Genomic DNA, 16,356 nt, shown 5'->3' on the forward strand with positions numbered 1-16,356 from the left:
TTCCAAGCCGCGCGGCGGCGCTTATGTGGCGCTGCAGACAAAGGAGCCGAGACATGCCCAGCGAGACCGACAGCCTGCAGGAACGCATCGCCCATCTTGACCGCGCGGTCGAGGATCTCTCGGAGACCGTGGCGCGGCAGGATCGCGAGATCGCGCTGCTCACCCGCCGCGTGGCGCTGCTGCTCGAGCGCGAGGCGGCGCGGCAGGACGAGGGCACCGGAGGCGTGGTGATGGGCGACGAGCGCCCGCCGCATTACTGAGCCCGGCGCGCGGGCTCAGAAATCCTCCACCGCCATCACCCCGTCGAGCGATTTCACCGCGCCCTTGATCTCGGGGGTGACGGGGAATTCCTGCTTCAGATCCATCTCGACCTCGCCCGGCAGGCCGGCGCCTGCAAAGCATAGCCGCACCGGGCCGCGCCCGGCGCGCGGCATCTGCTCGGCGGCGCGGCCTAGCACCGAGGCGACCTGCGCCACGGTGTCGGGGGTCTCGATATAGATCTTCATTCCCGCCGCGCCGGCATCGGCGACCACCTGCTCGACCGGGCCGAAGGAGCGCGCCAGCAGCTTCAGCTGGTCCGATTCCATTGTCGCCTCGACGGTGACCACCACCTTGGTGCCGGTCTCCAGCAGGTCGCGCGCCTTCTCCAGCGTGTCCGAGAAGATCGTCACCTCGTAGGCGCCGCTCGGGTCCGAGAGCTGGGCAAAGGCGAAGCGGTTGCCCTTGGCCGACTTGCGCTCCTGCCGGCCCGCCACCACCCCGCCCATCTTGGCGATGCAGGCGCCGCCGCGGGCCTTGTCCTCGACCTCGTCCAGCGTCAGCACGTCGCGCCTCTTGAGCGCCGGCATGTAATCGTCGAGCGGGTGGCCCGAGAGGTAGAAGCCGATCGCCTTGAACTCCTCCGAGAGCCGCTCGGCGGGCAGCCAGTCGGGCGCCGGCGAGAGCCGCGGCTCGGGCAGGTCGTCGCCGGCCTCGCCGAAGAGCGAGACCTGCGCCGAGGCCTTCTGCTCGTGGATTGCCGCGGAATAGGCGACCAGCGCGTCGAGCGATTCGAAGATCCGGCGGCGGTTGCGGTCGAGCTGGTCGAAGCAGCCGGCCCGCGCCATCATCTCCAGCGGCCGCTTGCCGACGCGCTTGAGATCGACCCGGCGGGCGAAATCGTAGACATTGACGAAGGGCTTGTCGGGGCTCTTCGGGTCCTCGGGCACCGCGCGCCGCCCCTCGACCACCAGCCGCATCGCATCGAGCCCGACATTCTTCAGCGCGCCGAGCGCATAGACCAGCTTGCCCTCCTCGACATCGAAGCTCGCCTGCGAGCGGTTCACGCAGGGCGGGATGTAGTCGAGCTTGAGCCCCTTCTTGGCCTCGTAGAAATAGATCGAGAGCTTGTCGGTGAGATGGATGTCGCAGTTCATCACGCCGGCCATGAACTCGACCGGGTGGTTGGCCTTGAGCCAGGCCGTCTGGTAGCTCACCACCGCGTAGGCGGCGGCGTGGGACTTGTTGAAGCCGTAGTTGGCGAATTTCTCGAGCAGGTCGAAGACCTCGGTGGCCTTCTTCTTGTCGACGCCGTTCTTGGCCGCGCCGGTCTCGAATTTCGGACGCTCGGCGTCCATCGCCTCCTTGATCTTCTTGCCCATGGCGCGGCGCAGCAGGTCGGCGCCGCCGAGCGAGTAGCCGGCCATCACCTGGGCGATCTGCATCACCTGTTCCTGGTAGACGATGATGCCCTGGGTTTCGGCGAGGATGTGGTCGATCGAGGGGTGGACCGAGGTGATCTCGCGCTGGCCGTTCTTGACCTCGCAATAGACCGGGATGTTCTCCATCGGGCCCGGACGGTAGAGCGCCACCAGCGCCACGATGTCCTCGATGCAGGTCGGCTTCATGCGCTTGAGCGCATCCATCATGCCGGTACTTTCCACCTGGAACACGGCGACGGTCTTGGCCGAGGCGTAGAGCTTGTAGGTCTTCTCGTCATCCAGCGGGATGAGGTTCATCTGGTTCTCGCCGCCCTCGGCCGGCTCGTAGAGCTGGGTGCCGTCGGCGGCGACATGGATCGGGCGGCCGGACTTGAGGATCAGGTCGACGGCGTTCTGGATCACCGTGAGCGTCTTGAGGCCGAGGAAGTCGAACTTCACCAGGCCGGCCTGTTCGACCCATTTCATGTTGAACTGGGTCGCCGGCATGTCCGAGCGCGGATCCTGGTAGAGCGGAACCAGCTCGTCGGTCGGGCGGTCGGCGATCACCACGCCGGCGGCGTGGGTGCCGGCGGAGCGCAGCAGCCCCTCGACCTGCATGCCGTATTTCAGCAGCCGGTCGACGACCTCCTCGCGCTCGGCCTCCTCGCGCAGGCGCGGCTCGTCCTGCAGCGCCTTCTCGATCGAGACGGGCTTGACGCCCTCCACGGGGATCATCTTCGACAGCCGGTCGACCTGGCCGTAGGGCATCTGCAGCACCCGGCCCATGTCGCGCACCGCGGCCTTCGAGAGCAGCGCGCCGAAGGTGATGATCTGGCCGACCTTGTCGCGGCCGTATTTCTCCTGAACGTAGCGGATCACCTCTTCGCGGCGGTCCATGCAGAAGTCGATGTCGAAGTCCGGCATCGAGACGCGTTCGGGGTTGAGGAAGCGCTCGAAGAGCAGCGAATAGCGCAGCGGGTCGAGGTCGGTGATGGTCAGCGCGTAGGCCACGAGGCTGCCCGCGCCCGAGCCCCGGCCGGGGCCCACGGGGATGTCGTGATCCTTGGCCCATTTGATGAAGTCGGCAACGATCAGGAAGTAGCCCGGAAAGCCCATGCCCTCGATGATGCCGAGCTCGAAATCGAGCCGTTCCTGATACTGCTCGGGCGTTACCGCGTGGGGGATCACCGCGAGGCGCTTCTGCAGGCCCTCATTGGCCTGACGGCGCAGTTCGACGACCTCGTCATCGGCGAATTTCGGCAGGATCGGGTCGCGGCGATAGGCCATGAAGGCGCAGCGCTTCGCGATCTCGACGGTGTTCTCCAGCGCCTCGGGCAGATCGGCGAAGAGCGTCGCCATCTCCTGCGGGGTCTTGAGGTAATGCTGCGGCGTCAGCCGCCGGCGCGGCTCCTGCTGGTCGACATAGGCGCCCTCGGCGATGCAGATCATCGCGTCATGGGCCTCGTACATGTTTTCCTTGGGGAAATACACGTCGTTGGTGGCGACCAGCGGAAGGCCCATCTCGTAGGCCATCTCCACATGGCCGCGCTCGGTCAGGCGCTCGGCCTCGGGCAGGCCGTCCTCGCCCGGGTGGCGCTGCAGCTCGACATAGAGCCGGTCGTGATAGATCTGGTGCAGGCGGGTCAGCAGGGTCTGGGCCGCGGCGCGGTGGTTCTCGCGCAGCAGGCGGCCCACCGGGCCGTCGGGGCCGCCCGAGAGGCAGATCACCCCCTCGCCATAGGTCTCGAGCTCATCCAGAAGCACATGCGGCAGCTCGCCATCGCGCCGCAGGTAGAGGCACGAGTTGAGTTTCATCAGGTTCTCGTAGCCGCGTTCGTTCTGCGCCAGAAGCACCACCGGCGCCGGCGGTTTCGGGCGCTCGCCGGGGGCCGGCTGCACGTAGCGCAAATCGACTTGGCAGCCGACGATCGGCTGCACCCCGGCGCCGCTCGCGGTCACCGAGAACTCGAGCGCGGAGAACAGGTTGTTGGTGTCGGTCACCGCAACGGCGGGCATCTCCATCGCCTCGCAGAGGCCGGGCAGCTTCTTGAGCCGGACGGCGCCCTCGAGCAGGGAATATTCGGTGTGAACGCGGAGGTGGATGAATCGGGGATCTGCCATGTGCCCGACCTTATGGTGCGCCCGCGCCCGGCGGAAGACCCGACTCACCCCTCGGGCACCGGCCCGCCGAGTCGACGCAAAGGCGGCGCGAAACACCCGCAAGCCGGGGGATTCCAAGGCAATCAACACATTTCGACAGCAAGTCTGCCCAAATTTCTCCCCGGTTTCTCAGGAATTTGATCGCTGTGAACCAATCTCCCCCTCCGCGGCGCCTTGTGTTGCGCTTCGGTCCTCCTTAGACGGTCGGCGTTTCTCCCCCTCCGAGCGCGGCATATGGCAATGAACAAGGCACTCGATTCCTTTTCCCCCGACATCACAAGCATGACCTTCGCCGAAACCGGCGCCGGGCTCATGCCCTCTCATGAACAGGTGTCCGCGCAGCGCGCTGGCCTCGCGACGCGGATCCGCGAGGGACGCCGCAAGGCGCTTCTCACCGCGGCGCGCGTCGCGCCCGCCCTGACGGCCCGGCACCTGGCCAAGCGCTATCTCTGCTCGACCGCCAATATCGACCGCGCCCGCGTCTGCGGCGCCGGCCAGGCCGAGTTCCTGCCGTCGGGAGACGCCGCCGCGGTGCTGCGTCATGCGCCGCTGGCCGAGCCCACCGGTCAGCGCATCCTGCTGGTTCACGGCCATGACGGCCACGTGCGCCAGTTCAGCCAGCTGATCCGGGCGCTGCAGGACACCGGCGCCGAGGTCGACGCGCTGGTCCTGCCGGGCCATATCGAGCCCGAGCGCGCGCCTTGCAGCATCGCCGATATCACCCGGGCGATCCTCGACTGTGCCCAGACCCACGGTCCCTACGACGGGGCGATTGCCCATTGCGTCAGTGCCAACGGCCTGATCTTCGCGCTCGAGGACGGGCTGGAATGCGGCCGCGTGGTGCTGATCTCGGCGCCGCTCGACCAGCGCAAGCGGTTCCGGCAGGGCGGCACGCGGTTCGGCATCGAGGGCGACTGTCTCGACCGTTTCGTCGACGAGGTCGTCCGTCTGAGCGCGCCCTATCCCGCCGAGGCGCCGTGGCGCGTGATCGCCGAGTCGCGTCCCGAGCAGATGCTCGCGGTGCACTCCAGCAACGACCAAGCCGCGCCGGCAGAGGATCTGGAGCCGCTGGCCGAGGTCTGGCCCGAGGGCCGGATCGAGATCTTCGAGAGTGGCGATCACAACACCATCGTCGGCCAGTCCGAGCCGGTGCAGTGCATCACGGAATTCCTCGCCGGAGATGCTGCCGGGCCGCATGCGGGCCGTGCCGCCTGAGGGGATGCCGCCGGGGGGTGACGCCAAGTTTGTCGGCACCCCCGGCCCATCTGCCTCTCAAATGGGCATTTTCCTCTTGCCAACCGGGAAACCCCGAACCTAGCCTGTAGCGGATCGGAAAAGGTCCGCACGCTTTCTACGCCGCATCGAGGGTGTGCACGACAGGGACGGGGTACCGCGGCGGGTCTTTCATATGGATATCTGCTTTCTTCTCAACGGGGAAAGAGTGGAGCTGCGCGGGGTGTCCCCGACGCGCACGGCGCTCGATTGGCTGCGTGAAGAGCGCGGCCTGACGGGCACCAAGGAAGGGTGCAACGAGGGCGATTGCGGCGCCTGCACGGTGATGGTCACCGACGCGCGCGGCTCGCGGGCGCTCAACGCCTGCATCCTGTTCCTGCCTCAGCTGCACGGCAAGGCGCTGCGCACCGTCGAGGGGCTTGCCGGCCCCGATGGCAGCCTGCACCCGGTGCAGGAGGCGATGGTCACGCATCACGGCTCGCAATGCGGCTTCTGCACGCCGGGCTTCATCGTCTCGATGGCCAAGGCCCACAAGGTTGGCGACACCGGCTTTGACGACGCGCTCGCCGGCAATCTCTGCCGCTGCACCGGCTATGCCCCCATCGTGCGCGCCGCCGAGGCCGCAGCCGACGCCCCGGTGCCCGCGTGGATGGAGGAGCCCGAGCTGCCCGCTGCTGCCGGGCAGGTCTCCGCCGCCGATCTCAGCGCCCATTCGCCTTCCAGCAGCGACGAGCTGGCCGAGCTGGTGGCGCGGCACCCCTCAGCCACCATCGTCGCGGGCGCGACGGATGTGGGGCTCTGGGTCACCAAGCAGCTGCGCGAGCTGCCCGAGGTGATCTTTCTCAACCGCTGCGAGGATCTGCAGCAGATCGAGGTGACCGACGAGGCCATCCGCATCGGCGCCGGCGTCACCATGGACCGGGTGCTCGATCTGATGCGGGTGCATTTCCCGAGCTATGCCGGGATGCTGCGCCGCTACGGCTCGGCGCAGGTGCGCGCGGCGGCCACCATCGGCGGCAACATCGCCAACGGCTCGCCGATCGGGGACAACCCGCCGGCGCTGATCGCGCTCGGCGCGCGGCTGCACCTGCGCTTCCGCGACACAAGGCGCGAGATGGCGGTCGAGGATTTCTTCATCGAGTACGGCAAGCAGGACCGCTACCCGGGCGAGTTCGTCGAGGCGGTGACGATCCCGCGCCAGCCCGACCGGCTGAAGGTCTACAAGCTCTCGAAACGCTTCGATCAGGATATTTCGGCGGTCTGCGGCGCGTTCAACGTCACCGTGCAAGACGGCAAGGTCACGCAGGCCCGCATCGCTTTCGGCGGCATGGCGGGCATCCCCAAGCGCGCCTCGGCGGTCGAGGCGGCGCTGACCGGCAAGCTCTGGAACGACGAGGCGGTGGTCGCCGCGTGGGATGCCTGGGAGAAGGATTTCGCGCCGCTCTCGGACATGCGGGCCAGCGCCGAGTACCGCCTTGCGGCGGCACGCAACATGCTGACCCGCTGCCTGCTCGAGGACATGGGCGCGGCCACCGACGTGCGGGAGGTGCGGGCATGAGCGTCGCGAAACCGCTGCCGCATGATGCTGCCCCGCTGCACGTCACCGGCAAGGCCCGCTATATCGACGACATCCCGGTGCCGCCGGGCTGCCTGCACATGGCCTTCGGCCTGTCGGAGATCGCTTGCGGACGGATCCGCGAGATCGACCTCTCGGAGGTGCGCCGGGCGCCGGGCGTGGTGAAGGTCTGGGAGGCCAAGGATCTGCCCTCGGACTGCGATTGCTCGCCCTCGCTGGGGGATGAGCCGCTGCTCTCGGGGGCCTCGGTGCATTACGTGGGCCAGCCGGTCTTCATGGTCGCCGCCACCAGCCACCTCGCCGCCCGCAAGGCGGTGCGCAAGGCGAAGATCAGCTACCAGCCGCGCGACGCGGTGTTCAGCGTTGACGAGGCGATGGCTGCCGACAGCCGCTTCGAGGACGGCCCCCGGATCTGGGAGAAGGGCGACGCCGACGCCGCCATGGCCGAGGCGCAGCACAAGGTCTCGGGCACGCTCGAGATGGGCGGGCAGGAGCATTTCTACCTCGAGGGGCAGGCGGCGCTGGTGCTGCCGCAGGAAAACGGCGACCTGTTGGTGCACAGCTCGACCCAGCACCCGAGCGAGATCCAGCACAAGGTGGCGCATGCGCTGCACCTGCCGATGCACGCCGTGCGGGTCGAGACCCGGCGCATGGGCGGAGGTTTCGGCGGCAAGGAGAGCCAGGGCAACGCGCTGGCCATCGCCTGCGCGGTGGCGGCGGCCGAGACCGGGCGGCCCGCCAAGATGCGCTATGACCGCGACGACGATATGGTGATCACCGGCAAGCGCCACGATTTCCGCATCGAGTACAGCGCCGGGTTCGATGGCGATGGCCGCCTGCTGGCGGTGGATTTCGTGCAGTACGCCCGCTGCGGCTGGGCGCAGGACCTGTCGCTGCCGGTGGCGGACCGGGCGATGCTGCACTCGGACAACGCCTATGACATCCCCTCCATGCGGGTCGAGAGCCACCGGCTGAAGACCAACACCCAGAGCGCCACCGCCTATCGCGGCTTTGGCGGGCCGCAGGGGATGCTGGGGATCGAGCGGGTGCTCGACCACGTGGCCCATGCGCTGGGGCGCGATCCGCTGGAGATCCGGCGGGTGAACTACTACTCCGATGTCGGCGCGGCGGAGAGCGCGGACGGGGGGCTGACTGCCCCCCGGGCGCCTGCGGAGCAGGCACCTCCCCCCGAGGATATTTCCGGCCAGAAGAAACAGGTGGCCTCGGAAGAGGACCTGACCTCGCGCGGGGCGGTCGAGAGCGTGGCCCCGGGCGATGCGCCAGCGGTTCCGGCGGGGGTGCAGGTGACGCATTACGGCCAGCCGGTGGAGGATTTCATCCTTGGCGGGCTGACGGCGAAACTGGCGGAGGATTGCGATTACGCGGCGCGGCGCGCGGCGGTGGCGGAGTGGAACGCCCACACCCCGCTCTTGAAGCGCGGCATCGCGCTGACGCCGGTGAAGTTCGGCATCTCCTTCACGCTCACCCATCTCAACCAGGCGGGCGCGCTGGTGCATGTCTACCAGGACGGGTCGGTGGCGCTGAACCACGGCGGCACCGAGATGGGGCAGGGGCTGTTCCAGAAGGTGGCGCAGGTGGCGGCGGCGCGCTTCGGCATCCCCCTCGAGGCGGTGCGCATCACCGCCACCGATACCGCCAAGGTGCCCAACACCTCGGCCACCGCCGCCTCCTCGGGGTCGGACCTGAACGGCATGGCGGTCAAGGCCGCCTGCGACACCATCCGCGACCGCATGGCCGAGCATCTGGCCGGGCTGTTCCAGGCCAGGGCCTCGGAGGTGGTGTTCTCGGATGGCAAGGTCGAGGTCGGCGCGGAAAAGCTCAGCTTCGAGCAGGCCGCCAAGCTCTGCTACGAGGGGCGGGTGAGCCTGTCCTCGACCGGCTTCTACAAGACTCCCAAGGTCGACTGGGACCGGATCAAGGGGCAGGGGCGGCCGTTCTTCTATTTCGCCTATGGCGCCGCCTGCACCGAGGTGGTGCTCGACACGCTGACCGGCGAGTACCGCATCCTGCGCACCGACATCCTGCACGATTGCGGCGCCTCGCTGAACCCGGCGCTGGATATCGGCCAGATCGAGGGCGGCTACGTGCAGGGCGCCGGCTGGCTGACCACCGAGGAGCTGGTCTGGGATGACGATGGCCGGCTGCGCACCCACGCGCCCTCGACCTACAAGATCCCGGCCTGTTCCGACCGGCCCGAGATCTTCAACGTGGCGCTCTGGGAGGGGCGCAACGAGGAGGACACGATCTATCGCTCCAAGGCGGTGGGCGAGCCGCCCTTCATGCTGGGGATCTCGGCCTTCCTCGCGCTGTCGGACGCGGTGGCGGCCTGCGGCAAGCGCTACCCAGCGCTCGATGCGCCGGCGACGCCGGAGCGGGTGCTGATGGCGATCCGGAAGGTGCGCGATGAGCTTTGAGCTCGAGGCGCTGCGGCGCGCGGTGGCGCAGCACGGGCGGGTGGCGCGCGTGGTGGTGGCCGAGGTCGCGGGCTCGGTGCCGCGCGGCCCGGGCACGGCGATGCTGGTCTGGGCCGAGGGCGCAGGGATTGGCCAGTCGGGCACCATCGGGGGCGGGGCGCTGGAGCTCACGGCCGCCGAGGCGGCGCTGGGCCGCGAGGGGCTGAGCCGGCATCCGCTGGGGCCGTCGCTGGGGCAATGCTGCGGTGGTGCGGTGGTGCTGCTGACCGAGCAGTATGATGCCGCGCGTGTGGCCGCGCTAGAGGGCCAGGAGGTGATCGCGCGCGGGCCGGGCGAGATGCCGCTCGCGGTGCGGCGGCTGATCGACCGGGCGCGGGGGCAGGGCATGCGGCCCGATTCGCAGCTGGTGCAGGGCTGGATGGTGGAGCCGGTGGCGCGGGCCGAGCGGCAGCTTTGGGTCTGGGGGGCGGGCCATGTGGGGCGCGCGGTCGTCGCGACGCTGGCGCCGCTGCCGGAGCTGGCGATCACCTGGGTCGACACCGCGCCGTCACGCTTTCCCCGCGAGGTTCCCGAGGGCGTCACGGTGCTGCCGGCGGCCGAGCCCGAGCGGCTGGTGCGCCACGCGCCGATGGGGGCAGAGCACCTGATCCTGACTTACAGCCACGAGATCGATTTCGCGCTCTGCCATGCGTTGCTGGAGCACGAGTTCGGCTTTGCCGGGCTGATCGGCTCGGAGACGAAATGGGCCCGGTTCCGCAAGCGATTGGCGACGCTGGGTCATCCAGATGCCCGTATTGCGCGCATATGCTGCCCAATTGGGCAGAAATCCTACGGCAAGCACCCGCAGGCCATTGCCATCGGGGTGGCTGCGCATCTACTCAACCGTGAAACAGGGGATGGACAGGCGTGGCAGACACACTTCTCAGCATCCGGGGCCTGACCAAGGCCTATCCGGGCGTCGTGGCCAATGACGACGTCTCCTTCGATATCCAGAAAGGCGAGATCCACGCGCTGCTGGGCGAGAACGGCGCCGGCAAGTCGACGCTGGTGAAGATGATCTTCGGGCTGGTGAAGCCCGATCGCGGCGAGATGGTGCTCGATGGCGGCGCCTATACGCCGGGCAAGCCCTCGGACGCGCGCCGGGCCGGCGTCGCCATGGTGTTCCAGCATTTCTCGCTCTTCGAGGCGCTGGACGTGGCCGAGAACGTGGCGCTGGGCATGGAAAACCCGCCCAAGCCCCGCGATCTGGCGCGGCAGATCCGCGAGGTCTCGGAGACCTACGGGCTGCCGCTCGACCCCTCGCGCACCGTGGGCACACTGTCGGCGGGCGAGCGCCAGCGGGTCGAGATCATCCGCTGCCTGCTGCAGAATCCGCGGCTGCTGATCATGGACGAGCCGACCTCGGTGCTGACGCCGCAGGAGGTCGAGATCCTGTTCGAGACCCTGCGCAAGCTGAAATCCGAGGGCACCTCGATCCTCTACATCTCGCACAAGCTCGAGGAGATCCGCACGCTCTGCGACGAGGCGACGATCCTGCGGCTGGGCAAGAATGTCGGCACCTGCACGCCGCGCGAGGTCACGGCGCGGCAGATGGCCGAGATGATGGTGGGGGCGAGCTTTGCCACGCCCGAGGCGCGCGCCACCGAGAAGGGCGAGGTGCTGCTCAAGTGCGACGCGCTGTCGATGCCGGCGCCGGGCGCCTTCGGCACGCCGCTGCGGGAGATCTCGCTCGAGGTGCGCGCGGGCGAGGTGCTGGGCATCGGCGGGGTCGCCGGCAACGGGCAGGACGAGCTTCTGATGGCGCTTTCGGGCGAGCGGCTGGCGCCGAAGGGGGCGATCTTCTTCAAGGGCGAAGACATCAGCCGCGCCGGGCCGGTGGCGCGCCGCGATGCGGGGCTGCTTTCGGGGCCGGAGGAACGGCTGGGCCACGCGGCGGCGCCGAACATGAGCCTGACGGAGAACGGCGTGCTGACGGCGGCGCGGCGCAAGGGGCTGGTCTCGAACGGCTTCATCGACTGGGGCAAGGCCACGGGCTTTGCCGAGGAGGTAATCAAGCGCTTCGACGTGCGCACGCCGGGGCCGGGCACGGCGGCCCGGGCACTGTCGGGCGGCAATCTGCAGAAATACGTGGTCGGGCGCGAGATCCAGCAGGATCCGGATGTCTTCGTGGTCAACCAGCCGACCTGGGGCGTCGACGCGGCGGCGGCGGCGGCGATCCGGCAGGCGCTGCTTGATCTGGCCGCCAAGGGCGCGGCGATCATCTGCATCAGCCAGGACCTTGACGAGCTGATGGAGATCTCCGACCGCTTCGGGGCGCTCAACGAGGGGCGGCTGTCGCCGACCCGCGCGGTGAGCGAGCTGGATATCGAGAAGATCGGCCTGATGATGGGCGGTGCGCATGACATGGAGGTGGCCCATGTGGATGGCTGACCGCGACAGAGTTTTCGTCCGAAAACTCTGTGACCGTGCCTCGGGGGAGAAGATTTTTCCTGCGAAAAATCTTCCGGGGGTTCGCGCATGATCCGGCTCGAGAAACGCCCGCAGCCCTCGAAGCTCTGGACCGGGCTGACGCCGCTCCTGGCGGTGGTCCTGACGATGATCGTCGGCGGGATCATGTTTGCCGCCCTCGGCAAGCCGCCGCTCGAGGCCATTCGCACGATCTTCTGGGATCCGCTCTTCCACCCGCAATTCGCCGGCTATTCGCGACCGCAGCTCCTGGTGAAGGCGGGGCCGCTGATCCTCATCGCCATCGGGCTGTCGGTGGGGTTTCGGGCCGGGATCTGGAACATCGGCGCCGAGGGGCAATACATCATCGGTGCCGTCACCGGGGCCGCGGTGGGGCTGGCCTTTTACCCGTCCGAGAGCGTGCTGCTCTTCCCGCTGATGGTGGTCGCCGGCGCGCTGGGGGGCTGGACCTGGGCGATGATCCCGGCGCTGCTCAAGACCCGTTTTGGCACCAACGAGATCCTCGTCTCGCTGATGCTGGTCTATGTCGCCGAGAACATCCTCGCCTCGGCCAGCTCAAGCTGGCTGCGCAACCCCGAGGGGCAGGGCTTTCCGGGCTCGCGCAATTTCAAGCAATGGCCGGCGGTGTTCAATGACGAGCTCTTCGCCAATACCGGCATGCACTGGGGCGTCGTGACGGCCTTCATCGCGGTGATCGGCGCCTATGTGCTGATGGCGCGTCACATTCAGGGCTTCAACATCCGCCTCACCGGCGAGGCCCCCCGGGCGGCACGGTTCTCCGGCGTGAACCCGGTGCGCATCGTGCTGCTCTGCCTCGGCATCTCGGGGGCGCTCGCCGGCATGGCGGGGCTCTTCGAGGTCACCGGGCCCGCGGGCCAGATCAGCATCGACTTCGGCTCGGGCTACGGCTTTACCGCGATCATCGTGGCCTTCCTCGGGCGGTTGAACCCGTTCGGCATCCTGCTTGCGGGGCTGCTGATGGCGCTGACCTATATCGGCGGCGAGCTGGCGCAGCTGATGCTCGGCCTGCCGGGCGCGTCGATCCAGCTGTTCCAGGGCATGCTGCTGTTCTTCCTGCTCGCCACCGATGTCTTTACCAATTATCGCATCCGCTTCGTCGGACGGGAGGTGGCGTGATGGATCCGGTGCTGCTTGTTGCCTCGATCATGGTCTCGGCGACGCCGATCCTGCTCGCCGCCATTGGCGAGCTGGTGACCGAGAAATCCGGCGTGCTGAACCTCGGCGTCGAAGGCATGATGATCACCGGCGCGGTGATGGGCTTTGCCATCGCCGTCTCCACCGGCTCGCCGCTGCTGGGCTTTCTCGGCGCTGCGGTGGCCTCGGCGGTCTTGTCGCTCAGCTTCGGCTTCCTGACCCAGTACCTGCTGTCGAACCAGGTCGCCACCGGCCTCGGACTGACGCTGGTGGGGCTTGGCCTCTCGGCGCTGATCGGCTCGAACTACGAGGGCCAGCGGGCGCCGAGCCTGCCCAAGCTCGACATCCCTGTGCTGGGCGACATCCCGGTGCTCGGGCAGATGCTCTTCGCGCATGATTTCGTGGTGTATCTCAGCCTCGCGCTGGTGGCCGCGGTCTGGGCCTTCCTGAAATACACCCGCGCGGGGCTGATCCTGCGCGCGGTGGGGGAGGATCACGAAAGCGCCCACGCGCTGGGCTACAAGGTTGTGCGGGTGCGCATGGCGGCCATCGCCTTCGGCGGCGCCTGCGCCGGTCTGGGCGGTGCCTATGTCAGCCTCGTGCGGGTGCCGCAATGGACCGAGGGCATGACCGCCGGCGCCGGCTGGATCGCGCTCGCCATCGTGGTCTTTGCCTCGTGGCGGCCGCTGGGCGTGCTGATCGGGGCCTACCTCTTCGGCGGCGTCACCGTCATCCAGCTCAACCTGCAGGCCGCGGGCACCACGGTGCCGGTCGAGCTTCTGTCGATGTCGCCCTACCTCATCACCATCATCGTGCTGGTCATCATCTCGGCGCGCGGCGCGCAGGGCGCTCCGGGCTCGCTCGGCCGCGCCTTCCACGCCACCTCGTGATGCGCCATGTCGGGGAGGGAGAGACATATGAGAGGCAAGGCGCGGGTGCAGGCGGCGCTCGACGGGCGCGATCCGCGCTACGGTGCGCGCATCCTTTGGGGGTTTTACGGGGTCATCATCCTCTCGGCGGTGGTCATCACGCTCGAGAGCATGGACAGCCTGCCGCCCCTGATGCACCGCGTTCTGGGTTGGACGGAGGTCGTGATCCTCTGGGCCTTCGCCGCGGAATACCTGCTCCGGCTCTGGGCGGCGCCCTCGCGCTGGCGCTACGCGCTCAGCTTCTGGGGCATCGTCGACCTGCTGGCGGTGCTGCCGGGGCTGGTGCTGTTCCAGCCGCAGACCCAGAGCCTGCGCGTGCTGCGCCTGATGCGGGTGTTCCGGCTGCTGAAACTCCTGCGCCTGCGCCGCGCCTCGCGCCGGCTCGAGGACGCGCTGCGCGCCTCGCGCGAGGAGCTGATCCTGTTCACCGCGGTGGCGATCCTCGTGCTCTTCGTGGCCTCGGTGGGGATCCACTTCTTCGAGCACGAGGCGCAGCCGGAGAAATTCGGGTCGATCCCGAAATGCATGTGGTGGGCGCTCGCCACGCTGAGCACGGTTGGCTACGGCGATGTCTACCCGATCACCGCCGGGGGCCGCATCTTCACCGGGCTCACGGTGCTGATCGGGGTGGGCATCGTCGCCATTCCCGCCGGCATCATCACCTCGGAACTGCTGCGGCAGAAGCCGCGCCCGGAGATCACCTCCGGGGAGAAGCAGGCCGACAAATCAACAAAGACTGATACACCAATGGGAGACCAGAAATGATCAAACGCAGAACCCTTCTCGCCACCTCCGCGGCGCTCGGCCTCGTGATGGGCGGCGCCGCCTTCGCCCAGGACGTGCCGAAGATCGGCTTCGTCTATGTCGGGCCGGTGAACGATGGGGGCTGGTCGCAGCACCACCACGAATCCGCGATGCAGATGAAGGAGCATTTCGGCGACGCCATCGAACTCATCGAGCAGGAAAGCGTGCCCGAGGGCGCCGATGCCGAGCGCGTGCTGACCCAGATGGCGCTGTCGGGCGCCGACCTGATCTTCACCACCTCCTTCGGCTACATGGACCCGACGATCAACGTCGCCGCCAAGTTCCCGGACGTGAAGTTCGAGCACGCCACCGGCTACAAGACCGCCGACAACGTCTCGGCCTACTCGGCGCGCTTCTACGAGGGCCGTGCGATCACCGGCTACCTCGCCGGCGCGATGACGGAGACCGACAAGATCGGCTATATCGGCTCCTTCCCGATCCCGGAAGTGATCCGCGGCATCAACTCCTCCTACCTGCACGCCAAGCAGGCCAACCCCGATGTCGAGATCGCCGTGGTCTGGCTGAACACCTGGTTCGACCCGGCCAAGGAAGCCGACGCCACCCAGGCACTGCTCGACCAGGGCGCCGACGTGGTCCTGGCCCACACCGACTCCACCGCGCCGCTGGCGGTGCTCGAGAAGGCCGGCGCCTACGGCTTCGGCCAGGCCGCCGACATGGCCGAGTACAAGCCCGCGCCGCGCATCTCGTCGATCATCGACGACTGGGCGCCGTATTACATCGAGCGCGTGCAGGCGATCGTCGACGGCACCTGGGAGAGCCACAACACCTGGCAGGGCATCGGTGACGGCATGGTCGGCATCGGCGAGTTCACCGGCCCGATCCCGGAAGACGTGCTGGCGCATGTGACGCAGATGAAGGAAGACATCGCCTCGGGCGCCTACCACCCGTTCACCGGCCCGATCAACAAGCAGGACGGATCGGCCTGGCTCGCAGAGGGCGAAGTGGCCGATGACGGCACGCTCGCTGGCATGAACTTCTACGTCGAAGGCGTGAGCGGCTCGATCCCGAACTGATCTCTGCGCTCTTGATTGGCTTCTGGCACCGCCGGCGCATCTGCCCGGCGGTGCTTTTTGTTTGGAGGGTCGGGGTTTGAGTATTTATCGACGTAGAGAAGACAGGGGGCGGTGTGTTCGGGGAGATGGGGAGCAGGGTGTTTTGTCGGGGCGCACGGTGGGGCTGGGCGGCGGCCCGGCTTCGGGTGCGGTGGCGGTCTTGGGGTTTGAGTATTTATCGGCGTAGAGAAGGGCGCGCGTAGTGCGTTTGGGTGTGCTGGGGCTTGATTGGCGAGCCGTGCGGGCGCTTGCCGGGTGCCGGGGCGCGCGACTGGGCTTGGGTCTTCGAGATTTTATGTGCGTAGAGAAGCAGGGGCGCAGTGCTGTTCGGCGCGGTGAGGCTTGCGGCGATGTGGTCGGCGGGCGTGTGGTGACGTCGGGAGTTTGCCCGGGTCCTGGCTTGGGCGGGGTCGTGGGAGTTTGATTATTTCTGGACGTAGAGAAGACAGAAGCGGGGCTCTGACGGTGGCCGTCGTGCTCGGGGCGGCGGTCTGGGCAGGGGGCGTGCCCTCTCCGACGTTGCGGCGGCGGGCGGAGCGGGCCGTGGCGCTTTGGCGGGCCGGCGAGGTGGGCGCGATCCTCGGCTGCGGCGGCGTGGGCGTGCACGGGCCGTCCGAGGCCGCGGTGATCTGCCGGCTGGCGCGAAAGGCGGGCGTGCCGGAGGCGGCGCTGTTTCGGGAGGAGCGCTCGACCACCACGGAGGAGAACCTGCGCTTTGCGCGGCCGCTGCTCGAGGCGATGGGCGCGGGCGATGTGGTGATCGTGAGCGAGGCCTACCACCTCCCGCGGGCGCTTCTCGTCGCGCGGCGGCTGGGGCTCCGGGCGCGCGGGGCGGCGCCGGGCGTC

Annotated in this window: 12 protein-coding genes; 11 read left to right on the plus strand and 1 reads right to left on the minus strand. The window is 68.4% G+C overall.

Translation table 11 applies throughout. The features are described 5' to 3' along the window. Positions 1 to 53 precede the first annotated feature (53 nt). The gene (locus tag AC6RA4_RS13800; protein ID WP_500161208.1) at positions 54 to 260 is read left to right on the plus strand and encodes a SlyX family protein; all 207 of its coding nucleotides are present in this window, start codon (positions 54 to 56) and stop codon (positions 258 to 260) included. Between the two features lie 15 nt (positions 261 to 275). Here the strand turns inward: AC6RA4_RS13800 and dnaE are convergent, their stop codons facing one another. Then, entirely contained in the window at positions 276 to 3,800 is a 3,525-nt protein-coding gene (dnaE, locus tag AC6RA4_RS13805; protein ID WP_500161210.1) for a DNA polymerase III subunit alpha, read from the minus strand. A gap of 279 nt (positions 3,801 to 4,079) precedes the next feature. On the opposite strand from dnaE, the gene AC6RA4_RS13810 reads away from it, so the two are divergent. From AC6RA4_RS13810 to AC6RA4_RS13855, 10 genes are all read left to right on the plus strand, one after another. Further along, complete coding sequence (locus tag AC6RA4_RS13810) at positions 4,080 to 5,054, plus strand: alpha/beta fold hydrolase (protein ID WP_500161211.1); 975 nt, start codon at positions 4,080 to 4,082, stop codon at positions 5,052 to 5,054. 193 nt (positions 5,055 to 5,247) lie between these two features. Beyond that, positions 5,248 to 6,630 (plus strand): xanthine dehydrogenase small subunit, encoded by a 1,383-nt coding sequence (gene xdhA / locus AC6RA4_RS13815; RefSeq protein ID WP_500161213.1) that lies wholly within the window; start codon positions 5,248 to 5,250, stop codon positions 6,628 to 6,630. Further along, positions 6,627 to 9,083, plus strand: coding sequence for a xanthine dehydrogenase molybdopterin binding subunit (locus tag AC6RA4_RS13820; protein ID WP_500161214.1), 2,457 nt, complete (start codon positions 6,627 to 6,629; stop codon positions 9,081 to 9,083). The genes xdhA and AC6RA4_RS13820 overlap by 4 nt, the downstream gene beginning before the upstream one ends. Beyond that, positions 9,073 to 10,023 carry a xanthine dehydrogenase accessory protein XdhC gene (xdhC, locus tag AC6RA4_RS13825; protein WP_500161215.1) on the plus strand — a complete coding sequence of 317 codons (951 nt, stop codon included), beginning with the start codon at positions 9,073 to 9,075 and terminating at the stop codon, positions 10,021 to 10,023. Before AC6RA4_RS13820 ends, xdhC begins: the two co-directional genes overlap by 11 nt. Then, positions 9,990 to 11,513: an ABC transporter ATP-binding protein gene (locus AC6RA4_RS13830; protein WP_500161217.1), complete on the plus strand. Its 1,524-nt coding sequence runs from the start codon at positions 9,990 to 9,992 to the stop codon at positions 11,511 to 11,513. Before xdhC ends, AC6RA4_RS13830 begins: the two co-directional genes overlap by 34 nt. 87 nt (positions 11,514 to 11,600) lie before the next feature. Beyond that, the gene (locus AC6RA4_RS13835; protein ID WP_500161218.1) at positions 11,601 to 12,686 is read left to right on the plus strand and encodes an ABC transporter permease; all 1,086 of its coding nucleotides are present in this window, start codon (positions 11,601 to 11,603) and stop codon (positions 12,684 to 12,686) included. Further along, positions 12,686 to 13,594: an ABC transporter permease gene (locus AC6RA4_RS13840; RefSeq protein WP_500161220.1), complete on the plus strand. Its 909-nt coding sequence runs from the start codon at positions 12,686 to 12,688 to the stop codon at positions 13,592 to 13,594. The genes AC6RA4_RS13835 and AC6RA4_RS13840 overlap by 1 nt, the downstream gene beginning before the upstream one ends. Positions 13,595 to 13,621: 27 nt before the next feature. After that, positions 13,622 to 14,398 carry an ion transporter gene (locus AC6RA4_RS13845; RefSeq protein WP_500161222.1) on the plus strand — a complete coding sequence of 259 codons (777 nt, stop codon included), beginning with the start codon at positions 13,622 to 13,624 and terminating at the stop codon, positions 14,396 to 14,398. After that, positions 14,395 to 15,471, plus strand: coding sequence for a BMP family ABC transporter substrate-binding protein (locus tag AC6RA4_RS13850; RefSeq protein ID WP_500161224.1), 1,077 nt, complete (start codon positions 14,395 to 14,397; stop codon positions 15,469 to 15,471). Before AC6RA4_RS13845 ends, AC6RA4_RS13850 begins: the two co-directional genes overlap by 4 nt. A 513-nt stretch (positions 15,472 to 15,984) precedes the next feature. Further along, positions 15,985 to 16,356: YdcF family protein (locus tag AC6RA4_RS13855; protein ID WP_500161226.1), on the plus strand; the 372-nt coding region annotated here is incomplete at its 3' end.

The organism is Salipiger sp., from assembly GCF_059781815.1.